The organism is Gemella morbillorum (assembly GCF_900476045.1).
Lineage (GTDB): Bacteria > Bacillota > Bacilli > Staphylococcales > Gemellaceae > Gemella > Gemella morbillorum.
In genome coordinates, this window is the sequence record NZ_LS483440.1 from 568415 (window position 1) to 591778 (window position 23364).

General features: G+C 29.8%; 19 protein-coding genes and 1 riboswitch. Of the genes, 17 read left to right on the forward strand and 2 right to left on the reverse strand.

The genetic code is table 11. The annotated features are described in order from the left end of the window. Nucleotides 1-549: 549 nt before the first annotated feature. Nucleotides 550-727, forward strand: a riboswitch (Lysine riboswitch). 91 nt (nt 728-818) lie between these two features. The 10 genes from DQN46_RS02740 to DQN46_RS02785 all read left to right on the forward strand — a co-directional run bounded on the left by DQN46_RS02740 (nt 819) and on the right by DQN46_RS02785 (nt 13624). Continuing rightward, nucleotides 819-2306 carry an amino acid permease gene (locus DQN46_RS02740; RefSeq protein WP_004632396.1) on the forward strand — a complete coding sequence of 496 codons (1488 nt, stop codon included), beginning with the start codon at nt 819-821 and terminating at the stop codon, nt 2304-2306. Nucleotides 2307-2513: 207 nt separating this feature from the next. Further along, on the forward strand, nt 2514-4694 hold the full coding sequence (locus tag DQN46_RS02745; RefSeq protein WP_111742928.1) for a RelA/SpoT family protein: 2181 nt from the start codon (nt 2514-2516) through the stop codon (nt 4692-4694). A 7-nt stretch (nt 4695-4701) separates the two neighbouring features. Then, the gene (gene dtd, locus DQN46_RS02750; RefSeq protein ID WP_004632390.1) at nt 4702-5154 is read left to right on the forward strand and encodes a D-aminoacyl-tRNA deacylase; all 453 of its coding nucleotides are present in this window, start codon (nt 4702-4704) and stop codon (nt 5152-5154) included. 3 nt (nt 5155-5157) lie between these two features. Then, nucleotides 5158-6606, forward strand: coding sequence for an N-acetylmuramoyl-L-alanine amidase (locus DQN46_RS02755; protein ID WP_111742929.1), 1449 nt, complete (start codon nt 5158-5160; stop codon nt 6604-6606). 180 nt (nt 6607-6786) lie between these two features. Next, nucleotides 6787-7239 (forward strand): MarR family winged helix-turn-helix transcriptional regulator, encoded by a 453-nt coding sequence (locus tag DQN46_RS02760; RefSeq protein WP_004632387.1) that lies wholly within the window; start codon nt 6787-6789, stop codon nt 7237-7239. A 1-nt stretch (nt 7240) separates the two neighbouring features. Continuing rightward, on the forward strand, nt 7241-9391 hold the full coding sequence (locus DQN46_RS02765; protein WP_111742930.1) for an ABC transporter ATP-binding protein: 2151 nt from the start codon (nt 7241-7243) through the stop codon (nt 9389-9391). Next, nucleotides 9384-11174, forward strand: a complete 1791-nt coding sequence (locus tag DQN46_RS02770) for an ABC transporter ATP-binding protein (protein ID WP_111742931.1) — start codon at nt 9384-9386, stop codon at nt 11172-11174. The genes DQN46_RS02765 and DQN46_RS02770 overlap by 8 nt, the downstream gene beginning before the upstream one ends. A 124-nt stretch (nt 11175-11298) precedes the next feature. Next, nucleotides 11299-11706, forward strand: a complete 408-nt coding sequence (locus DQN46_RS02775; protein WP_111742932.1) for a MarR family winged helix-turn-helix transcriptional regulator — start codon at nt 11299-11301, stop codon at nt 11704-11706. A gap of 59 nt (nt 11707-11765) precedes the next feature. Then, the gene (locus DQN46_RS02780; RefSeq protein ID WP_111742933.1) at nt 11766-12812 is read left to right on the forward strand and encodes an LLM class flavin-dependent oxidoreductase; all 1047 of its coding nucleotides are present in this window, start codon (nt 11766-11768) and stop codon (nt 12810-12812) included. Nucleotides 12813-12940: 128 nt separating this feature from the next. Continuing rightward, entirely contained in the window at nt 12941-13624 is a 684-nt protein-coding gene (locus DQN46_RS02785) for a YjjG family noncanonical pyrimidine nucleotidase (RefSeq protein ID WP_111742934.1), read from the forward strand. A 55-nt stretch (nt 13625-13679) separates the two neighbouring features. On the opposite strand, the gene DQN46_RS02790 is transcribed toward DQN46_RS02785, so the two are convergent. After that, complete coding sequence (locus tag DQN46_RS02790) at nt 13680-14579, reverse strand: cation diffusion facilitator family transporter (RefSeq protein WP_111742935.1); 900 nt, start codon at nt 14577-14579, stop codon at nt 13680-13682. Between the two features lie 194 nt (nt 14580-14773). Between DQN46_RS02790 and DQN46_RS02795 the strand changes: the two genes are divergently transcribed. Next, a complete protein-coding gene (locus tag DQN46_RS02795) occupies nt 14774-15418 on the forward strand; it encodes a GDSL-type esterase/lipase family protein (RefSeq protein WP_111742936.1) in 645 nt (214 codons plus the stop codon). Between the two features lie 1035 nt (nt 15419-16453). Here the strand turns inward: DQN46_RS02795 and DQN46_RS02805 are convergent. Next, nucleotides 16454-17770, reverse strand: a complete 1317-nt coding sequence (locus DQN46_RS02805; protein ID WP_111742938.1) for an APC family permease — start codon at nt 17768-17770, stop codon at nt 16454-16456. A 330-nt stretch (nt 17771-18100) separates the two neighbouring features. Between DQN46_RS02805 and lysS the strand changes: the two genes are divergently transcribed. The 6 genes from lysS to DQN46_RS02835 all read left to right on the forward strand — a co-directional run bounded on the left by lysS (nt 18101) and on the right by DQN46_RS02835 (nt 23362). Continuing rightward, nucleotides 18101-19600, forward strand: a complete 1500-nt coding sequence (gene lysS / locus DQN46_RS02810; RefSeq protein WP_111742939.1) for a lysine--tRNA ligase — start codon at nt 18101-18103, stop codon at nt 19598-19600. Nucleotides 19601-19665: 65 nt separating this feature from the next. Continuing rightward, on the forward strand, nt 19666-20712 hold the full coding sequence (gene ftsY, locus DQN46_RS02815; protein ID WP_111742940.1) for a signal recognition particle-docking protein FtsY: 1047 nt from the start codon (nt 19666-19668) through the stop codon (nt 20710-20712). Nucleotides 20713-20871: 159 nt separating this feature from the next. After that, nucleotides 20872-21375, forward strand: a complete 504-nt coding sequence (locus tag DQN46_RS02820) for a PTS sugar transporter subunit IIA (protein ID WP_004632364.1) — start codon at nt 20872-20874, stop codon at nt 21373-21375. Between the two features lie 38 nt (nt 21376-21413). Further along, on the forward strand, nt 21414-22853 hold the full coding sequence (locus tag DQN46_RS02825) for a tetratricopeptide repeat protein (RefSeq protein WP_111742941.1): 1440 nt from the start codon (nt 21414-21416) through the stop codon (nt 22851-22853). A gap of 13 nt (nt 22854-22866) precedes the next feature. Continuing rightward, nucleotides 22867-23067 (forward strand): YqgQ family protein, encoded by a 201-nt coding sequence (locus DQN46_RS02830; protein ID WP_004632359.1) that lies wholly within the window; start codon nt 22867-22869, stop codon nt 23065-23067. A 10-nt stretch (nt 23068-23077) separates the two neighbouring features. Beyond that, the gene (locus tag DQN46_RS02835; protein WP_111742942.1) at nt 23078-23362 is read left to right on the forward strand and encodes a DUF1507 family protein; all 285 of its coding nucleotides are present in this window, start codon (nt 23078-23080) and stop codon (nt 23360-23362) included. Nucleotides 23363-23364 lie beyond the last annotated feature (2 nt).

Sequence of the window (23364 nt, forward strand, 5' to 3'; positions counted from 1 at the left end):
GTCATAGTATATCATATAAATTATAAAGTGTCAAAAAAGGCTTATATCTTAATTGTAAGAAAATATAAACCTTTATAGTTATAAACAAATTACTTTACGATTTCTCTATTCTTTTCAAGTATCAAACTGAACTGTGATATCTGTGTTGTCTTGATTTGTGGAACAAGATATTTGAGCTAAATATGTAGTGATTTGATTGTTTTTATCCTTAATAAGGTGGAATACTTCCAGCGTTTATGCGGATAATTAGGATTTTATGATGTTTTTATACTAAAAATATAGAAATTAGATTTAAAACAATCAAAACAAGGTCCCTATGTAATGGTAATTAGATAGGAAATAATTGTTCTGGTTGTTTTTTGATTTACCATGTTTAAAAAATAATTTAGATTAATGGATAGATTTTAGTAAAGTTAGTTGTAGTTATTGCTCCTTAGATTAAAACTATAAGGACAATAAAAAAAATTTTAAAAAATTTAATTTTTTTATTGACATAATATAAAAAGTGTATTATACTTTATTCATATTTAAATAATTACCTCACAAAATAAGTGAGGTAGAGGTTGCGATTTTTATGAGTAAGATGGTTGAAAGTGTAGGGCTTGAAGAAACTATCCAAAAGGAAACGTCGCCGAAATAATATTAATCCTACGTTAATATTGTTGGGACTATATTGAATAAGTATAGGACTGTCATAGTCGCGAGGCTATGTTGCGCTACTAATAACTTATTTTGGATGAGCATGTCAGGGTATGACTCGCTATACAGAATAATAGTAGATGTTATACTTTTTTTATTTTATTTAGGAGGTTTTTATTATGACAAACGAAAGTAACAACAATGCAACAGAAGTAAAAAGAAATCTGCGATCACGCCATATTAGTATGATTGCTATCGGAGGTTGTATCGGTAGTGGACTGTTTATGACGAGTGGTCAAGCAATTCAAAGTGCGGGGCCTGGAGGTGCGATTGTCGCATATCTATGTATCGGACTTATGGTATATTTTTTAATGACATCTTTAGGTGAAATGGCTACGTACTTACCGACATCGGGTTCTTTTAGTACATATGCAGGTCGTTATGTAGATCCATCGCTTGGATTTGCTTTAGGATGGAATTATTGGTTTAACTGGGTAATTACAGTAGCAGCAGACGTTGAGTTATCTGCTCTTGCAATTAGCTATTGGGAACCGATGCGTGTTCTACCTCACTGGGCTTGGAGTTTATTATTCTTAGTCATTATTATTGCTTTAAATGCTCTAAGTGTTAAAGTTTATGGTGAAAGTGAGTATTGGTTTGCTCTTATTAAAGTAGTAGTAGTTATTATTTTCTTAGTAGTAGGATGTTTGACTATTTTTGGTATTTTAGGTGGAGAGTATATTGGTTTTAAAAACTTAACTATTGGTGATGCTCCATTCGTTGGAGAAGATAGTTCATTATCTAGCCAAATTCTTGCAACATTAGGTGTATTCCTAATTGCAGGGTATTCTTTCCAAGGGACAGAACTTATCGGTATTACTGCTGGAGAAAGTGAAAATCCAGAAAAAAGTATTCCTAAAGCTGTTAAACAAGTTTTCTGGCGTATTTTAATCTTCTATGTTCTTGCAATTTTAGTAATTGGATTATTAATTCCTTATACTTCACCAGATTTATTAGGAGCAGCAAGTGCAGAAGAAATTGCTAAATCACCATTCACTATTGTATTCAAAAATGCAGGTTTTGCATTTGCAGCTAGTGTAATGAATGCAGTTATCTTGACATCAATTTTATCAGCTGGTAACTCGGGTATGTATGCTTCTACAAGAATGCTTTACGCGATGAGTAAAGAAAAACTTGCATACCCTATCTTCGGACGTGTAACAAAATATGGAACACCAGTAATGTCATTATTAGCTACATCAGCAGTTGTATTCTTAATTTTCTTAGTACAACTTACAAGTGAAAATGCTTATACATATATTGTAGCAGCTAGTGGATTAACAGGATTTATCGCATGGCTTGGTATAGCGCTTAGCCATTATAGATTTAGAAGAGCGTATATTGCACAAGGGAAAGATTTAAAAGATCTTAAATATCGTGCAAAATGGTTCCCGGTTGGACCAATTATCGCATTAGTACTTTGTATTATTGTAATTATCGGTCAAGATACTCAACTTATTACAAAAGGTATTGTTAACTGGAGTGGTATGTTAACTACGTACATGGGAGTTCCAATTTTCCTATTCTTCTACCTATATCACAAAATCAGATATAAAACAAAAGTTATACCACTAGATAAAGTTGATTTATCACAAGATGCACACTAATTAAATATAGTTAAAGACTTCAAAGTTATCGCTTTGAAGTCTTTTTTTTCCAAATTAGAAAGTGAAGAAATACTTGAAATCAGGGACTTATGCTAAACTAAGATTTTTATTTGAATACTAGATAAAATCTAATTAAATTACAAGAAATTTTTTTCTTTTTGTGGTATTATAAAAGGATAGATAAAAAATATTAAAGGAGGAATTTCTGTGAATCTTGAATACCCTTATGACTACAAAAATGTAGAAGATATGGCTAGAAAATACCTATCAGAAGAGCAAATCGAAATAATTAGAAAATCATATGAATTTGCAAAAGATGCACATGAAGGACAATTTAGAAAATCAGGGGAACCTTATATCCTACACCCAATTCAAGTCGCAGGAATTTTGACAGAGTTAAAACTTGATTATGCTACAATTTGTGCAGGATTTTTGCATGATGTGGTAGAAGATACCAAATATACTTTTGAGGATATTCAACAAACTTTTGGTGAAGACATAGCTGTTATTGTAGACGGTGTTACTAAACTAGATAAAGTAAAATTCCGTTCAAAAAAACAATCTCAAGCAGAGAATCACCGAAAACTTTTTGTTTCAATAGCGAAAGATCTACGTGTTATTTTTGTTAAACTTGCTGATAGACTACATAATATGAGAACTATGAAGTATATGCGTGAAGAAAAACAGCGTGAAATTTCTAGCGAAACATTAGAAATCTATGCGCCACTAGCTCACAGATTAGGGATTAGTTCTATAAAATGGGAATTGGAAGATACATCATTGCGATATTTACATCCTTCTCAATATTTTTCTATTGTAGGAATGATGAAACAAAAACGTAGCGAAAGGGAAGAAAGTATAAAGGATGCCTGTGATAGTATCACATCCTTATTAGGAGAAAATAATATTAAAGCACAAGTTACCGGAAGACCAAAGCATATTTATAGTATTTATAAAAAAATGGTTAAACAGAATAAAACATTTGATCAAATTTATGATCTTTTGGCGGTTCGTGTTCTTGTAAATAGCGTAGCTGATTGTTATGCAACGCTTGGGCTTGTTAATAATCTTTGGGTACCTATTCCAGGACGTATAAAAGATTATATAGCAATGCCAAAACCTAATATGTATCAATCACTTCATACAACGGTAATTGCTCCAGATGGTCAAACATTAGAAGTGCAAATCAGAACATATGAAATGCACGAAATTGCAGAAAAAGGGATTGCTGCTCATTGGGCTTATAAAGAAGGTAAAAAAGTTAATAAAAATAATAATTTCTATGAGAAATTGAATTGGTTCCAAAAAATTGCGGAAAATGATGAAACAGAAGCAACAGCTGAGAGTTTTATGGAATCATTAAAAGTAGATTTACTTAGTGATAAAATTTATGTATTTACACCAAATAGTGATATTATAGAATTACCTAAGGGTTCTTGTATAGTTGATTTTGCGTATGCTATTCACTCAGAGGTTGGTAATAAGATGATTGGGGCAACAGTAAACGATAAGATTGAGCCATTTGACTATGTATTATCAACTGGTGAGATTTGCGATATCCGTACAAGTAAAAATTCAACTGGGCCTAAACGCTCGTGGTTAGAGATTGCAACAGCCTCACAAACTAAATCAAAAATAAAATCATTCTTTAAAAAGGCGGAAAGAGGAGAAAATCTTGTTAAGGGGGAAATTCTCCTTAAAGATGAAATTAAAGCTAACAATTTTGATATTGATGAAGTTATGACAGAAGAAAATATTGAAATTGCTTTGAATAAGTACAAATTTACTAATTTGGAAGAAATGTATGTTGCTATTGGATATGGTGGGATATCTGCTAATAAAGTTTTTGCAAGACTAACTGAGAAAATAAGAAAAGAAAAACAAGCACAGGCAAAACTTGAAAAATTAGTGAGTGGAGAAGAAGATAATAAAAAAATTGTCACGGAAACAGGGGTTTATGTAAAAGGTGTAGATAATATTTTGGTAAGATTATCGAAATGTTGTCAACCAATTCCTGGTGATGAAATAGTAGGGTTTATCACAAAAGGACGAGGTGTTACTGTTCACAGACATAGTTGTCCTAATTTGAGTGAGGAAGACAAGGAAAGACTACTAGACGTAGAATGGGTGGAAAGTTTGAATGCTCGTCGTTATAGCGTCACTCTTCAATTACATGCTTTTGATAGGGATTTATTATTACAAAATGTTCTTCTGACATTAAGTGAAAGTCGAGTTGAAATCAAAAAACTAAATTCAGAATCAAAATCTGATAAAACATGTGTAATTACGATTAGTATTTATGTTAAAAATGTTAGTGAGTGTGACTTTATGATTAAAAAACTTCGCCAGATTCAAGACGTTTATAGTGTAGAAAGAATAATTAAATAGGTGAAATATGAAAGTAATATTACAAAAAGTAAAAAAAGCTAGTGTAAGTGTAGATGGAAAAATAGTCGGAGAAATAGATAAAGGCTATTGTCTTCTTGTTGGAGTTCACAAAGAATCAACGGAAGCAGATGCAAAGTATTTAGCTAAAAAAATTGTAGAAGCACGACTTTTTGAAGATGAAAATGAAAAGCTAAATCTTGGATTAAAAGATGTTAACGGAAGTATTTTATCAGTATCTCAATTTACTCTTTATGCTGATACAAAAAAAGGGAAGCGCCCAAGTTTTACCAATGCTGCTAGTGCAGAAGAAGCAAATGAATTATATAATAAATTTAATGAATATTTGAGAGAAGAAGGAATAAAAGTAGAAACTGGAATATTTCAGACGATGATGGAAGTTAATATCATTAATGATGGACCAGTAACTATTATTTATGAAAAATTATCATTAGGAAATTAAAATATGAGAATAAAAAGAAAAAGAAGTAATAATACAATATTATGGTTAATATCAGGAATGTTAGTATTATTTGTTTTAGCAGCAATGATGTATTACGTTTCTGAAAAGATTAATCCAACAGCTAATGCTGAAAACAATATAACAATTTCAAAAGAAATAGAGTTAAGAACAGGTCCAGATTCATCATATCCAGTGTTGAAAAAAATAACAGCTGGAGAAAATGTTGAGCAGCTTAGTAAAACTGATACTTGGTATGAAGTAAAAACAAAAGATAGTTATGTTGGTTGGATACCAGGATGGAGTATATTAGGAAGTGGACAGAAAAGTCCAGAAGATCAAAATAAAGAAAAACTAGCTGCATATACAGTACTACTCAATCCAATTATAAAAAATGATGAGACAGCTGATTACAAAGGAATAATGCCAAAAACATATAATTTGAAAATTGCTAAGGAACTTCAAAAACAACTTTCAAGTGACGGTATTAAGGTAATTTTAACACGAGATAATGATGATGTATATCCAACAAAAGATGATGTAAAAAAATTAGCAACTGAGAATAAAGTAGATATTTTAGTGGATTTTGATATTAATAACACTAATCAAAAAGACATTTTTGGAGTAAAGGTATACTACGGTACAGCTGAATCTGCTATTATAGCTAGAAGTATTGAAAAAAATTTATCAGAGCATTATATTTCAAAAGTATCTTCGTCAGAGAAACAGGGGAATTTTGACCAACTTAAAGATAAACTTCCTCAAGTAAGAGTAGTATCTGCTAATATTGGTGATAGAGTAGATGTAGATATACTAAATAATAATCTTGCTAATAAACAGTATATTGAAGCATTAAAATCAGGTGTAGAGGGTTATTTATACTATCTTATAAATATTGATAATTACAATGCTAAACGTAAAGAACAGTTATTAAATCTACCTCAAAAAGGTTTATCAATTCCTATGTATTATACTAAACAAGATTCTTATAAAAATATTTCTTATGGATTAGATGGTAAGAAAACAATTGAGGATAATGGAGATGCTATTATCTCACTTGCAATGATAGCAAATTACTTAGGAATCGATGGTGCTAGTGTAGAAGATATTGCAAGTTGGGCTGGTAATAAATACTATATAAAAAATCAAGGAACACAACCAACTATAGTTTCTGGTTTTGCAGATAAGTATAATGTAAAAGTAGAAAGAATAGAAAATGATAAACTTATAGAAAACATAGAGCAGGCGTTAAAAAATAATAAGCCAGTTCTAGTTAGATTAAAATCAGGATTATTTGGTGAGAGAGTTACCTATAAAGTAATTCGTGGATATGAAGATGAAAAATTTTATCTTAACGATCCAGATGATAATGATGTGAAACTTGCAAGTTACAACGGATTTACATCAAATGATATTAAAAATAACCTTGCTCAAGCATGGATAATAAGTAAATAAGAAGATAATAATCAGTATAAATTAAGAAAATATTTATACTGATTATTTATTTTTTCTAAGGGGATATTTTTAAATTATTGAGAAAAATATGCTTGACTATTAATAACAAATCATTTATAATAGTTCACATGGTTAACTAAAAAGTTAATGTTGTGAACTATTTTTTTTGGAGGTGAGAAAATGAATGCTGAAGGTATAACGTATTTAGATGCGATTGATAAGCTAGAAGAACTCAGATTAATAATGAAGAGAGTACATAAAAAAAGTGATGTTCCTTTTAGAAAAGCAGGTTTTCAGGCTATGATGCTGATTTCAGAAAAAAATAAAGTAACTATGCAAGAACTAGGTGAAGAATTATGTGTAACCAAACCTAGAGTCACTGCTTTAGTTACAGAGTTAGTAAATAATGATTTTATTAAACAAACTGTAGATAAGAAAGATAAGCGTAAAAAATTTCTAACATTAGCTCCAAAAGGTGTTGAGTATGTAGAGGAACATCATAGAAACTATGAAGAATGGATAAAGAAACTTTGGAGTAAGTTTGATGATAAGGAAAAAGAAGCATTTAATATAACTCTAATTAAAATGAATCAAGTATTAAAAGAAGAAGTAGAGGAAAAGGAGGAAGAATAGAGTGAAATTACTAAAGTATTTAAAAGGCTTTAAAATTGCAATACTAAGTCTAGTAGTAGTTTTAGGAGTGCGTGTTGTTGCAGAATTAGCACTCCCAACATATACTAGTAATATAGTAGATACAGGTATTCAACAAAGTGGTATTGAAGATGCTGTACCTAGCAAAATTAGTGAAAAATCACTAAATACTCTGGAACTGTTTATGTCAGACGATGAAATAAAACAAGTTACAGAAAATTATACAAAAGATGGGAATACCTATATTTTAAATAATGTTTCTGATGAAACTCGTATGAAATTAAATAATATCTTTAAAGAAACAATGACTGTTGTTCTTGGAGCAAAATCAAATAATACAGATTTAAATCAAATAGCGCAAGGTGTACAGGCTGGGGTAGTTTCAAAAGATACATTAACTGATCAAAGGAAAAAAGTTATTAGTGAATTAGGAAATTCAGCTGATATGATGACAAAACAAGGTGGAATAAGTTTTGTAAAAGAAGAATATAAACAAGTAGGAATAGATACTAATGAAATTAGAACTAATTATCTAAAAGAAGTTGGGTTAATGATGATTTTTATGACGTTCATTTCTGGGCTTGGAAGTATTATTTCAAACTTTATTTCAAGCCGTATATCTGCTAAAGTAGCATTTAATTTACGAGAAAAACTTTATAATAAGGTGTTGTCATTTTCTAAACAAGATATTGATAAATTTTCAACTGCATCGTTAATTACCCGCAGTACAAATGATATTCAACAAATACAAAATGCTTTAAATATGTTTTTATTTATCGCATTTTATGCTCCAATGATGGCACTTTGGGGAATTTACAAAGTTACTCAAACTGATACTGGTATGACTTGGATTATAGCAGTAGGTGTTGGTTTGTTAGGGCTACTACTAGGAATAATTACATTTTTAGTAATGCCAAAATTTAAAATAATGCAAAAATTAGTTGATAGGGTTAATCTTGTAACTCGCGAACTTTTAACAGGTATTTCAGTTATTCGAGTATTTGGTCGTGAAAAGCATGAAGAAGAGCGCTTTAATAAAGAAAATGTAATTTTAAGAAATAACCAGCTTTTTGTTAATAGAACTATGTCAGCATTATTCCCAGCAATTATATTAATTATGAATGGTATCTCATTACTTATAATCTGGATTGGTGGAAAAAATATTGATGCAGGAAGTATTCAAGTTGGAGATATGATGGCATTTATAACATATACTATGCAAATAGTTATGTCATTCCTATTCTTTACATTCTTAATGATGCAATTGCCACGTGCGGAAGTAGCTGCAGGTCGTATAGACGAAGTATTAGGAACAGATATAACAGTTTTAGATAATGAGAATATTCAAGATGATATGCTTAGTAATGTACATGGTACTCTAAAATTTGAAGATGTTAGCTTTACATTTGATGGTGCAGATAGCCCGGTATTAAGTAATATTACTTTTGAAGCGGAAGCAGGTAAAACTACAGCAATCATTGGAAGTACGGGTAGTGGTAAATCTACCTTATTACATTTAATACCACGTTATTTTGATGCTACAGCAGGTAGAATTACTATTGATGGTGTTGATATTCGTGATGTAAGTATGAATAAATTACGTAATCTATTAGGATTTGTTCCTCAAAAAGGTGTCTTATTTAGCGGTACTATAGAGAGTAATATAAAATTTGGTGATGAAAATATTACTGATGAAGAGATGAAAACTGCTGCAGAAATTGCACAAGCTACAGAGTTTATTCTTGCTAAAGAAGAAAAATACAATAGTGAAATTTCACAAGGTGGTTCAAATGTTTCGGGTGGACAAAAACAACGTTTATCTATTGCACGTGCTTTAGCAAAAAATCCTAAAATTCTTCTTTTTGATGATAGTTTTTCAGCACTTGATTATAAAACAGATGTTAAATTAAGAAAAACTTTAAAAGAAAAAATGAAGGATACAACAACAATTATTGTTGCTCAGCGTATAGCAACGATTTTACATGCTGATAAAATTATCGTAATGAATGAAGGGCGTGTTGTTGGAGAAGGTAAACACAAGGAATTATTGAGTAGTTGTCCAACTTATTTAGAAATCGCAGAAAGTCAGCTTAGTGAAGAAGAATTAGCGAAAGGAGGAAATACTCATGAGTAAAGAGAAAAAACAAAAACGTTCGGATGATTTTGGAAAAACATTAAAACGTATTATAAAATTAATTTTTAAAAAGTACATGATTTCGAGTATATTGGTAGTTTTATTCGCCTTAATAAGTACTGTGTTTGGTATAGTAGGTCCTAAAATTATGGGACAAGCTACAACAAAGCTTTTTGAGGGATTAGTAGCCAAAATTAATAATACTGGTGGAATTGATTTTGAAAAAATTGCAGGAATCTTGTTAACAGTACTAGGATTATATGTATTATCTTCTATGTTTATGTTTGTTGAAGGATGGCTTATGAGTAATATCTCTCAACGCCTTACATACGATATAAGAAAAGATATTAGTAAAAAGATTAATACATTACCAATGGGATATTTTGAACAGCGTACAGTTGGTGAAACATTGTCACGTGTAACAAACGATGTTGATACACTTGGGCAATCATTAAACCAAAGTTTCACACAGATTATTGCTAACAGTGCAACAGTTCTTGGGGTACTTGTAATGATGTTTACTATAAGTCCGCTTATGACACTTATAGCAATAGCATTAATACCAATTTCAGGTATTTTATTAGGGATTTTAACAAAAATGAGTCAAAAATATTTCACAGGACAGCAAAAAGCGTTAGCTGATGTTAATGGACAAGTAGAAGAAAGTTATGCTGGACAAAATATTATTGTAGCATTTAATCATAAGGATAAAAGTATAAAAGAATTTAATACAAAAAATTCGGATTTATATACATCTTCATGGAAGGCAAATTTCTTATCAGGCCTTATGTTTCCGGTAATTAATTTTGTAGGAAATTTAGGTTATGTAGGAATAGTATTTTCAGGTGGATTATTGGTTGCAAAAGGTACAATTGGTGTAGGGGATATTCAGGCATTTATTCAATACATACGTAATTTTACTCAACCAATAGGGCAAATCGCTCAGTCAATGACAGAAATTCAAAAAATGGCTGCAGCAGGAGCGAGAGTTTTTGAGTTTTTAGATGCTGAAGATGAGGTACCAGTAGAAAATTCAGAAACAATTGTTGTTAAAGAAGGTAATGTTGTATTCGACCATGTTAAATTTGGATATGTTGAAGATCAAATTATTATTAAAAACTTCACTAGTGATGTGAAAAAAGGTGAGATGATTGCAATAGTTGGTCCGACAGGAGCAGGCAAAACTACCATGGTTAAACTTCTTATGAGATTTTACGATATTAATGGGGGAAAAATTTCTATAGATGGTCGTGATATTACATCGTTAAGTCGAGAAGAATTACGTTCATATTTTACAATGGTTCTTCAAGATACTTGGTTATTTAGAGGAACGATTATGGAGAATATTCGATATGGGCGTTTGGATGCTACTGATGAAGAGGTTATAGAAGCTGCAAAAGCTGCACATATTCATCATTTTATTAAGACTTTACCTGGAGGATATGATATGGAACTTAATGAAGAGGCTTCAAATATTTCTCAAGGACAAAAACAATTACTAACGATTGCACGTGCAATTCTCGCTAATAAACCAATCTTAATTCTTGATGAAGCGACCTCAAGTGTTGATACACGAACAGAAGTATTAATTCAAAAAGCGATGAATAAACTGATGGAAGGACGTACGACATTTGTAATTGCACATCGTTTATCAACTATTAGAAATGCAGATAAGATACTGGTTTTAAAAGATGGAGATATTATTGAGCAAGGAAATCATAATGAACTTTTAGCACAAAAAGGTTTTTACTCAGAATTATATCAAAGCCAATTTGCAGAATAATTCAAGAAAGGCGTTTAGAGAATTATCTCTAGATGTCTTTTGATTTTATTTTTTTGACAAGATATATTTAATTTAGTACAATTATCTCATATTCGAGATAATTATACAAAATAGGAGTATGTGAATGAATAATGAATTTAACGCTGTTATCGGAATTTTGAAAGCGAGTAATTTATTGGTAGATGATTTAAAGAAGACTTTAAAAAATTATCCAATAAATACGACTGAATTTTCTGTTATGGAGTTTCTATACAGCAAAGGAGAAAAAAGTATTCAAGAAATACGAGATAGAATTTTACTTGCGAGTGGTAGTGCGACATATGTCGTAGATAATTTAGAAAAGAAAGGTTATGTTAATAGAATAGTCAATGAAACTGATAAAAGGGTAACATATATAAAGTTGACTAGAGAAGGAAAAGATTTAATTAACAATATTTTTCCAATGCATAAAAAAAATACTAAAAAGATTTTTAGTGATTTGAGTAATGAGGAGTTAGTTACATTGAAAAAAATATTAAAGAAAATTAATTAAAGGTAATATATTTTTCATAAAATTAGTATCTCGAAACTAAAGAAATATAGGAGGATATAATGGTAGAGCTAGGAATTAGTACATTTGGAGAAACAACAGAAATAGAAGGGACAGGAATAACACCTACACATGATGAACGTATTAGAAATATGGTAGAAGAGGTAAAACTTGCTGATAAAGTTGGATTAGATATATACGCAATAGGAGAACATCATAGAGAAGATTTTGCAGTATCAGCACCTGAAATATTGTTGGCAGCTGGCGCAGCAGTTACAAAGAATATAAAATTAAGTTCAGCGGTAACAGTTTTATCATCTGCTGATCCTATAAGGGTGTATCAACAGTACGCAACAATAGATGCTATTTCAAATGGAAGAGCAGAGATTATGGTAGGTCGTGGGTCTTTTACAGAATCATTTCCTTTGTTTGGTTATGATTTAGCAGATTACGAAGAATTATTTGATGAAAAACTAGCAATGTTAGAGAAAATTAGAGCTAATGAAAAGTTGATATGGGAAGGAAAACATACTCAAAAGGTAGAAAATAAGGGGGTATATCCTAGAAGTGTTCAAGAGGATTTACCAATCTGGGTAGCAACAGGAGGGAATACTGAATCAACTATTAAAATAGCACAAAAAGGATTACCAATAGCATATGCAATAATTGACGGTCAGTATAAAGCTTTCAAGGGGTTAATTGACTATTATAAAGCTATAGGAAGACACTCTGGTTTTGATGAAAATCGTCTAAAAGTTGCTTCACACTCATGGGGATTTATAGCTGAAAGTGATGAAGAGGCGATTAAGAAATATTTCTATCCAACAAAACAAGTAGTGGACGCAATCTCAAAAGATAGACCTTTTTGGAGACCACTTACATTTGAACAATACTTAAATAATGTTGGTCCAGATGGATCTATGTTAGTAGGTAGTCCAGAAACTGTAGCGAATAAACTTATTGATATGATTGAAACATTAAGATTAGATAGATTTATGCTACATCTTCCGTTAGGATCTATGCCACATGAAGATATAATGAAGGCTATAAGATTATTTGGAGAAGAAGTAGCACCAAGAGTTAGAGAATATTTTAAAAACAAAAAATGAAATATTTAGACATTTGAAGTGTGGAAATTTCTTTTCTGAATATCAGAGAATCTATTTATCTAAAAAATGATAAAAAGTATAGACCTGTGTTATAATATATAATAAATAAAAAATGGAGTATATGATAGATGACTTTAAATAGATATAAATATTTACTTTTTGATTTAGATGATACATTGTTAAATTTCCAACAAGCACAGGAACTGGCATTTAAAAAATTATTAGAAGATGAAAATATAGAGTATAGTTATAAATTATTTGAACAATACGAAAAAATAAATAAAGCTCTTTGGCGTCGTTTTGAAAAGGGAGAATTGGCGAACACGGAAGTAACAAGACAGCGCTTTATTCAATTTTTTGAACAATTTGGTAAGAATGTGGATGGACGTGAAACAGATATTCGCTATAGATCATATTTGGCAGAAGGAAATCAGTTATTTGAGGGTGTGGTAGATATGCTGGAAAAGCTCCATAAAACACATAAATTATATATAGCTTCAAATGGAATAGGAGTTACTCAACACACGCGGCTAAAAAATAATGATTTGAATAAGTATTTTGAAAAGATTTTTATTTCAGAAGAATTAGGTAGTAAAAAGCCGGATAGGGAGTTCTTTGAAAAGATTTTTGTCGAAGTAGGCGTTGAAAGTAAAGGAGAAGTATTAATGATTGGAGATACTTTGACCTCAGATATATTAGGAGCTAACAATATAGGAATAGATAGCTGTTTAGTCGATATTCATAATGTGGAAAATAGTGAGATAATACCAACATATAAAATTAATAAAACTATAGATATATTAGAATTATAAAAATTGATATAAAAATAAGGAGCGAATCTTATTTCAAGATACGCTCTTTTTGTTATTAATGCTTATTGAAAGAAGTATTTTCCAATGCAACAAAACAGTGTTCTATTCCATATTCTTTTTCTAATAGTATTTTTATATTTTCGACAATAGTGTAGTCTTTATTTATGCTATATTCATTTAAAAGTATGTGCATAGCAGCATTTGTTTCGTTTGTATCAGTATGCCAAATATGGAATTCATGTATATTAGCAACGCCTTCTATTTCACTGATTTTTTCATAGATTTCAGTAGTATTTAAAGTAGTTCCTTCCATCAAAATAATATAAGAAGAACGAGTAATTTTAAAACCACCTCTAAAAAGAATGATTGTTATAATTATACTCATAATTATATCAACAACGATATAACCTGTAAAATATATTATTGTTGAAGAAATAATAATACCTACTGAGCTAATTAAGTCTCCTAAAAAATGCCATAAAGCACTTTGAATATTTAGGTTATCTTCTTTTTTCAAACTTTTAGTTAAGATAATAGTGATAACTACATTAAAAAGTAAGCCCACAGTAGAAATTATTAACATAGTTTTGAAATCAATATTTCTAGGATTATATAATCTCATAATTGCTTCATAAAGAAGATAAATAGAAATTATAATAAGTGCAAGACCATTTATAAATGCAGCGATTATTTCTAGTCTAACAAAACCAAAGGTATAATGTTTATTTGGTTTTTTGGCGCTATATATCAGTGCGATTAAGCTGAAACCTAGAGCAGCAACATCGGAGAACATATGAAAAGAATCTCCAAGTAACGCAAGTGAATTAGAAATTATCCCCCCTATATATTCTAATAGAGCGAATGCAGTAGTTAATATTAAAGATGTATAAAGTATTTTTTTAGAATATTGTTGTATTTTGTAATGTTTTTTATGATGAAAATTATATGTAATCATAGCATATCCTCCATATATTATAATATTATATCTGAAATGTGTCGTTATTGCAACAAAATGCGACTGGTACTAATTATAAGTATAAAACGATGTGAAATGAAATAAACTTAATTAAATATATAGAGCTTAGTGTTGATTTTTGTATTTTGCTTTGATAAAATTAATAGTAATAAAAGATAGAAGGTGAGATAGCTATGAGAATTTTATGTATAGGAGATAGTAATACTTGGGGGTATACACCAGAAACTGGTATAAGAATGGAGAAAAGATGGACAAAATTGTTAGAAGAATATCGTCCAGATGATAAAATAATAGAAGAAGCAATGAATGGTAGAACGGTTACCGCAAAAGACACAATTGTTCCAGTTCGTTGTGGAATTGACACCTTACCGATTTTGATGTTAAGTCACGTTCCGGTTGATTTAGTAATAATTATGCTAGGAACAAATGATTTGAAAAAGCAATTTAATCCAAGTGCAAAACATTTGGCTTTAGGAATAGAACAATTTATTAAATATATTAGAAACCCACATTTGGCAGAGAATTACAAAATTCCTAAAATTTTAATTGTATCACCAGTTCCGTTACGAGATGAAATTGTTGAACGTCAAAGTTTGTTTGGCGAATTTGATGAAAATAGCTTAAAACAATCTAAGTTTTTAGCACAAACATATAAAGATGTTAGCGATAAATATGAAGTGGATTTCCTAAATGCAGGACGTGTAGCAGAAGCTTCGCTGATTGATTGTCTTCACTTAGATGAGAAAAATCACGAAAAACTTGCTAAATATATAGCAAGCAAGATATCTGAAATATTAGATTATGAGGAAGCAAGATAATAAAATAAAAAACTCGAGCTTGATAATTTTTTATCAAGTTCGAGTTTTCTTATATTGCTTATAGGAAATATATCCTATGTAATAACCAAATAAAGTAATTGGAAAGAACAATAAGTTAATTTTCCCAAGTATAATATGGTTTGTTATAATTGTAGAAAAAATAATAAAATATGTTCCAAGTATAAAGGTATTACCTGATTGTTTTATTAAAGTTATGTCAATTAAACTTATAATGTAGTTATATATGAATATAAAACAAATAATAAATAAACAAGATATAATAATAGGTAAAGTAGAAACATTGATTAATATTGTTAAATTATTTAATATAATAAAACTACTTAGTATTAAAGTTAGTTGAATTATTCTTGAAACTAAACTATTAAAATTCATATCTTTAGCATGTAAACTCCTTGAAATAAAGCTAGGGAAAAGTTGACTTACAGTAAAAGCTAAAAATATAAACAAATAGGCATAATTTATAAAAACAAGACCAAGCAAAAGAGCTAAAGTACGCCCTGTGTGAATATAACAAAAAGGTTCTGTTAGTTTTTTCATAATAAGTTGTTTTTTATCTGTTAGAATATATTCGGTTATATGCTGAACGCTAAAAATTACGCTAATTAAAATAAGTATAGCTAATAAATATTTTATGCTAAAATTATTATTTGTTAACAATAGTAATAAGGCAATTATTTGTAATACAATAAATATTATATTTATATAAGAATTTTTTCCATATCTATTAAGATGAACAATTTCAATAGTCCAACAATTAAGAAAAATCATAAATATAACAATTAAATGAATAATATTTTTAAAGTTTATTTCATCTTCAATATAGAAATTTAATATTTTGATGAAACTTATTGAAAAAACAATATCAAATAAAAGATTAAATATACCTTGTCTACTGAATAAAGAACAATTCATAAAATCCCTTTCTAAAATTAATTTTTTATAATATAACTAATATTTTATCATAAAAATAGGAAGAAGTAATCTTATTTTAAATTACTTCTTCATTATATGTAATTATTTTTTTAATTTTTTATGGAAGTCTTTGAAGAAAAGGAGACCGATAAGTGTTAGAAGTACACCTCCCATCGCCAAAGTAAACTGTGCAATCAAAGTACTAACTAGAATATATCCACCACCTATAATTGCGATAATCGGAACTAAAGGATAAAGTGGAACTTTATATGGTCTTACTAAGCTAGGCTCTTTTTTACGAAGAATAAATACTGCGATAAAAGTAGCCACAAAGAAAAACCAAATTGTAAATAACAAGAAGTCTGTTAAAGTATCGAATTGACCTGTGAAAATCATTATAATTGCTATACCTAAAAGTAGGAATGCAGAATAATGCGGTATTGCAAATTTATTTAATTTAGTCCAAGTATTTTTAAATGGTATTTGATCTTTCATAGCCATTGCGTATGGAACACGAATACCGGTCATTGTATAACCGTTTAACGTTCCATAAACACTAATTAAAATTCCGATAGTAATGATTTTACCACCAACACCACCAAATAATAAAACTGCAATTTCACTTGCTGCTTTTTGGTTTCCAGAAATTTGTTCCATTGGCATAGTCATCAAATAAGCAGTGTTAATTAGTAAATATATGACCATAACTAACCCCAGCCCTAAGAAAATTGCTCGAGGTAGATCACGTCTAGGATTTTTCATTTCTCCAGCAATATTACCGACTGCAATCCATCCATCATAAGCATACATTGTTGCAAGAAGCGCAGAGCCTAAAGCAGTAAATGAATTATCATTAGAAAATGTAGAAGAATTTGGGAATAATTCTACAGTATGTGGATTTGCTTGGAATAATCCAAAAATAACGATTGCAAAAATTGGGATAAGTTTACAAAAAGTAGCAACTGTTTGTACTATTCCACCAGTTTTACCTCCAAGTAAATTTAAACAAGTTACAGATAATGCTACTGCAATTGCAATAGGAATATTGTAAATTTTATCCAATTGAAATAAATTTACACATTGAGTTGCAAAAATAATAGCTGCGGCTGCCATACTTGCTGGAAAGTAAATAACAGTTTGAGCCCAACCTAATAAATAAGAAAATGGGCGTCCATATGCGCGTTCAATCCACACAATCATCCCCCCAGTTTCGGGAATTGCAGCAGCGAGTTCAGCAACAGTCAGACCTGCGCAAATTGTGATAATTCCTCCCAGTACCCATGCAATCATACCCAAACTAACATTTCCTGTAGTTTTATATATAATTGCAGCTTTAAAAAATACTCCAGATCCAATTACAATTCCAATTACTGTTGAAAATGCAGGGAGAAATCCAATATTTCTTTTTAAATTATTCATACTAATCTCCTTGTACTATATAAACTTGATGAAATTTTCAAATAAACATTTATCGATGGAAGCTCTAGGGGAACTTACTTCAATAAAATATTGAAATTGCTTTCATGCATATTTATTATAACTCATTTATGCTAACTTAACAATAGTAAATTGTAAAATTATCTGACATAAATTTGACAATTAATAACAAATAAAATTACATCATTTTAAAAAAATAAATATAACGCAAGAAAAAATATAATTAAAGATTTCACAAAACAAATTAAAATATGATATAATAAAATGTATGTGAAAAAATACTAGATTTATCATACTAGAGAGGAAATAAACATGACAGAAGAAATTAAAGTTGATGTGCAAGAACTTAATGATCAAATGCTTGTGCGTCGTGAAAAAATGGAAGCAATGCGTGAAGCAGGTTTAGATCCATTCGGGACTAAATTCGAAAGAACTCATCTTTCAAGTGAAATAGTAGCAGAATTTGATAAATATTCTAAAGAGGAATTAGAAGAAAAAAATGTTTCTGTGACAATCGCAGGCCGTATTATGACAAAACGCGGAAAAGGTAAAGCAGGTTTTGCTCATGTTCAGGATTTAGGTGGTCAAATTCAAATCTATGTTCGTCAAGACCGAGTTGGTGATTCTTATGAATATTTCAAAACATTAGATTTAGGGGATATTGTAGGAGTAACGGGTGTTCTTTTCAAAACAAATGTTGGAGAATTATCTGTAAAAGCTGATAATTTTGTAATTTTAACAAAAGCTTTACGCCCACTTCCAGACAAATTCCATGGACTTAAAGATGTAGAAGAGCGTTATAGAAGAAGATATGTAGATTTAATTATGAATGAAGAGAGTAAAGAAACTTTTATCTTGCGCTCAAAAATTATTCAAATTATGCGTAGTTACTTAAATGATCGTGGTTACCTAGAAGTAGAAACACCTATGATGCACTCAGTTGCAGGTGGAGCTGCGGCTCGCCCATTTGTTACGCATCATAATGCTTTGGATATGCAATTATTTATGCGTATTGCGCTTGAATTACCTCTTAAACGTCTTATCGTTGGAGGCTTAGAAAAAGTTTATGAAATTGGTCGAGCATTCAGAAATGAAGGTGTTTCAACACGTCATAATCCAGAATTTACTATGATTGAACTTTACGAAGCATATGCAGATTTTAATGATATTATGGATTTAACAGAATCTATGATTGCATATATTTGTAATGAAATTCATGGGACTACAAAAATTATGTACGGAGAAGATGAAATAGATTTAACTCCAAAATGGCGTCGTGTTCATATGGTAGATGCGATTAAAGAAGTAACAGGAGTTGATTTTTGGAAAGAAATGACAGACGAAGAAGCTCATACTTTAGCAAAAGAACACAATGTACCTGTTCGTAAAGATATGAAAGTTGGTCATATTATTAATGAATTCTTTGAAACTTTTGTAGAGGAAACATTAGTACAACCAACATTTGTTTATGGGCACCCAGTAGAAGTATCACCACTTGCAAAAACAAATCCTGAAGATACTAGATTTACTGATCGTTTTGAGTTATTCATCGTTCGTAGAGAACATGCGAATGCATTTAGTGAATTAAATGACCCAATTGATCAAAAAGAGCGATTCTTAGCTCAAATGGATGAAAAAGATGCTGGGAATGAAGAAGTTTATGAAATGGATGAAGATTTCGTAGAATCATTAGAATACGGTATGCCACCAACAGGTGGATTAGGTATCGGAATTGATAGATTAGTAATGTTACTGACTAACTCAGCTTCAATTCGTGATGTACTGCTGTTCCCATATATGAAGCATAAATAAGAAATTAAAGAAAAGAATAGGGGGAGGAATCTCCCTATTTTTTGAAAAAGAAAAAGGAGAATAACATGGCAAGCTTTTTTGAAAGATTAAAAGAAAAATTTTCTGCTAAAGAGGAGCTAAATGAAGAACTAATTTCGCTTGATGAATATGAAGAATTTGTCGAGACTCAGTTGGTAACAGAAAAATTTAAAAAAGGTTTGAAAAAATCACGTGATAGTTTTTCAAACGCACTTAATAATTTAATAAGCTCATATAGAGAAATTAATGAAGAGTTTTTTGAAGATTTAGAAGAACTATTAATTCAATCAGATGTTAGTTATAACACGGTATTAGAGTTAGTGGATTATTTAAAAGAAGAGTCACAACGAAGAAATCTTAAAGAACCAAGTGAACTTCAAGAGATGATTATCGAAAAATTGGTAGATATCTACATGGAGGGGACGGTTAAAGCGGATTTAAATTATGCTCCAGAAAAAGAACTATCAGTGTTTCTGTTTGTAGGCGTAAATGGTGTTGGGAAAACTACTTCTATAGGAAAGTTAGCTCATAACTTAAAAAAAGAAGGAAAAAAGGTTTTAATAGCTGCGGGAGATACATTTAGAGCAGGAGCTATTGACCAACTTGATGTTTGGGCTAAACGAAGTGGAGCTGATATTGTAAAATCACATGAAGGTGCAGATTCTGCAGCAATTATTTTTGATGCTATTCAATCTGCAAAAGCTAAAGGATATGATGTATTGCTTTGTGATACAGCCGGACGTTTGCAAAATAAAGATTACTTAATGAAAGAACTAGAAAAGATAGTTAGAGTAATAAAAAGAGAAGTTCCAGAAGGACCACATGAAGTACTTTTAACGATAGATGCAACTACTGGACAGAATGGTATACTTCAAGCTAAAACATTCAAAGAAGTAAGTGATGTTACAGGTGTAATTCTTACAAAATTAGATGGTACGGCCAAAGGTGGAATAGTAATAGCTATTAAAAAAGAACTAGGTATACCTGTAAAATTAGTAGGTCTTGGAGAAAATATTGATGATTTAGAAGTGTTTGATCCAGAACAATATATATATGGACTGTTTTATAAAGAAAAAACAGAAGAACAGGAATAAAATAGGTAGAGGTAGTGTTGTAGAAAAAAGTACTACCTCTTTTTACTGTGGTAGAACATTTTTAAATTAATTACATATTATGTTTTAAAATCATTGAAATATAGGTAGGAAAAGTATATAATAGATATATTAAAGAGGTATTATATATGGAGGATTATAATGGGATTTTTATCAAAATTATTTGGGAAAGAAGAAGTTAAAACAGAAGAGTTAGTATTAAAATCTTATATGAAAGGAAAAGTAGTAGATATTACAGAAGTACCAGATCCAGTATTTGCTCAAAAGATGATGGGCGATGGATTTGCAATTATTCCTGAAGAAGGTAAATTGATATCACCAGTAGCTGGAGAAATAATACAAGTATTTCCTACAAAACACGCTTTCGGTATTAAAGCAGGAGAAGTAGAATTACTTATTCACGTTGGGTTAGAAACAGTATCTATGAAAGGTGAAGGATTTGACGTTAAGGTTTCTGCTGGAGATAGAGTAGAAGTAGGTCAAACTTTATTAACATATGATTTAGAGCTAGTAAAAGAAAAAGCGAAGGATGTGATTACTCCTTGTGTAGTAACAAACATGGATGCAATTGAAGGTATTAATGTTTTAAAATTAAATGAAAATGTTGATTTTTCACAAGAAGTAGCAAGCGTAAAACTTAAATAGACTAGATCTATTTAAGTTTTACTATTAATGTAGAAATTATGAATGACAAAAAATTTTGGAAAATTATTTATTTATATATAACAAAGTATAACTACAATATTTTACACTATCGTCCAGAGAAAAAAGATGTTTGGCTTATTGATGAAAATAATGAGTTAGTAAGGTTCATATATAGCGATAGTTTTAAATCTTCAGAAATAGATAGTATTGTTTCTAATATTATAAGGAACGAAGAAAGACTAAAAAAAATGTTTAAACTGAATTGTTTAAAAATTAAAATTTTTTATGTTTCTCCCGATTTTGATAGTACTGTAGTGGATTACAAAAAATATAGAATTTCTTCAAGTTTAATGATAGAGAGAATACTCTACAATGATAAAAATAGAAAATTATTTATTAGAGAATCAGATGCTAAGTTTATAGATAATACACCAGATACTCTTCGATATAAAAATCGAGTTGTAGAATTATATAAAAGACAAACTTTAGATAAAAATATTTTAGATGTAAAGTATAGTGGTATAGCAATTTTTTATTTAGTATTATTTATCCTGAACTACTTAACGATTTATTTTTCAAATAGACAAATTTCTATATATCAGTATTTAAACTATAATTATCAAAAAATCATAAGTGGTCAGTTTTATCGTTTTTTCACAAGTGTTTTTATGATAGAAAATGTGAAGAGTTTGATAGTAATATTAGTTGCATTGCTAGCTACATCGATATTGTTCAATAAAGCACTGAATATAGTTAAATCAATCAGTATATTGGCAACTATATCTCTATTCTTTAATTTATTTTTAATTTTTGGATATTCTGGTAATCTAGATATAGCACTTGCATCGAACTTTGGGTTGCTAGGGTCGATATTTATAAGCCAACTTACTAAGAAAAATGATAATCTTAAGTTTTTATATATTGGAAGTTTATCTATTTTATATTTGGTCGGAGCGGTTATATTTTTTGATACAGCGTTGTCTATATATATATTTGCCTTTATATTAGGTGTTTTTATACAGCTTTTCTTAGAAAAGAAAAAGAATATGTACATAATGGTATCAAGTATTATTGTAATAGTTGTTTTTGGCTTTGTAGTTTTATTTACAGGTCTTAATACAAAAGGGTTAATAAATAATTATCGAGTGAATAAAGTTGAACAAAGATTACTTAAACATCATTCAGATGAAGATATTTTTAGTCTAGAAAAAGAACTGACTTCAAATAATAAATCTGTGTTGACTTATTATGAGCTAGGTATGATTAAATTGATGAAATCATCTAAGCAAGATGCTAAGAAAGTTTTCTTAGAAGGAATAAATTTTGATAATACATTTGCACCTATGTATTATAATTTAGCTTTAATAGAGCGCCAAGAAGGAAATTATAGTAAAAGTAAGGAATATGCTCAAAAAGCTTATGATTTAGAAAAAGTAGAAAAATATAAAAATTTGGTTGATGAGTTGAATAATGATTAAAAGAGGTAGCTTCATGAAAAATTTTTATGATTTACAGCAATTTTTAAAAACTTTTGGTATAATAATATACATGAAGGATAGAAAACATACGCTTAGTATGGTAGAATATGAAGTAAGAGAATTAAGACGTATAGAATTAATTTCCAAAGAAGAGTTTTTGAGAGCGATGCTAATAATAAAGCAGGAAGTTAATTATGAGTTATCAAAAGGATAGGTGAAAGAAATTGAAAAATAGTCTTATATTTATTAAGGTAAGAAAAAGAATAGAAGAAGATGTTATGCAAATTGAGGATATGATTAATGCTTGTTTAGCAATAAAAGGTCAGAAAAAATGTCCGCTTTATCAAGATGTAATAGATACTCAAATTTATGGATTAACAAAAGAGATCAACTTAGCAGTAGAGATAGGATGTATGTCTTATAAAAAAGGACGTGCTATTTTGGCGAGTTTAGAAGAAAAAGCAAGTGCTATGTATTCAAGTGTTGATATAGAGAGTAAAGCGAACTAGGC

Excerpts from the sequence above, each read along its gene's own strand:
- DQN46_RS02820 (WP_004632364.1), top strand. The coding sequence starts at position 20,872 with ATGGGATTTTTATCAAAATTATTTGGGAAAGAAGAAGTTAAAACAGAA.
- DQN46_RS02795 (WP_111742936.1), top strand. The coding sequence starts at position 14,774 with ATGAGAATTTTATGTATAGGAGATAGTAATACTTGGGGGTATACACCA.
- DQN46_RS02825 (WP_111742941.1), top strand. The coding sequence starts at position 21,414 with ATGAATGACAAAAAATTTTGGAAAATTATTTATTTATATATAACAAAG.
- DQN46_RS02760 (WP_004632387.1), top strand. The coding sequence starts at position 6,787 with ATGAATGCTGAAGGTATAACGTATTTAGATGCGATTGATAAGCTAGAA.
- DQN46_RS02780 (WP_111742933.1), top strand. The coding sequence starts at position 11,766 with ATGGTAGAGCTAGGAATTAGTACATTTGGAGAAACAACAGAAATAGAA.
- ftsY (WP_111742940.1), top strand. The coding sequence starts at position 19,666 with ATGGCAAGCTTTTTTGAAAGATTAAAAGAAAAATTTTCTGCTAAAGAG.
- DQN46_RS02775 (WP_111742932.1), top strand. The coding sequence starts at position 11,299 with ATGAATAATGAATTTAACGCTGTTATCGGAATTTTGAAAGCGAGTAAT.
- lysS (WP_111742939.1), top strand. The coding sequence starts at position 18,101 with ATGACAGAAGAAATTAAAGTTGATGTGCAAGAACTTAATGATCAAATG.
- DQN46_RS02830 (WP_004632359.1), top strand. The coding sequence starts at position 22,867 with ATGAAAAATTTTTATGATTTACAGCAATTTTTAAAAACTTTTGGTATA.
- DQN46_RS02805 (WP_111742938.1), bottom strand. The coding sequence starts at position 17,770 with ATGAATAATTTAAAAAGAAATATTGGATTTCTCCCTGCATTTTCAACA.
- DQN46_RS02740 (WP_004632396.1), top strand. The coding sequence starts at position 819 with ATGACAAACGAAAGTAACAACAATGCAACAGAAGTAAAAAGAAATCTG.
- DQN46_RS02770 (WP_111742931.1), top strand. The coding sequence starts at position 9,384 with ATGAGTAAAGAGAAAAAACAAAAACGTTCGGATGATTTTGGAAAAACA.
- DQN46_RS02790 (WP_111742935.1), bottom strand. The coding sequence starts at position 14,579 with ATGATTACATATAATTTTCATCATAAAAAACATTACAAAATACAACAA.
- DQN46_RS02755 (WP_111742929.1), top strand. The coding sequence starts at position 5,158 with ATGAGAATAAAAAGAAAAAGAAGTAATAATACAATATTATGGTTAATA.
- dtd (WP_004632390.1), top strand. The coding sequence starts at position 4,702 with ATGAAAGTAATATTACAAAAAGTAAAAAAAGCTAGTGTAAGTGTAGAT.
- DQN46_RS02785 (WP_111742934.1), top strand. The coding sequence starts at position 12,941 with ATGACTTTAAATAGATATAAATATTTACTTTTTGATTTAGATGATACA.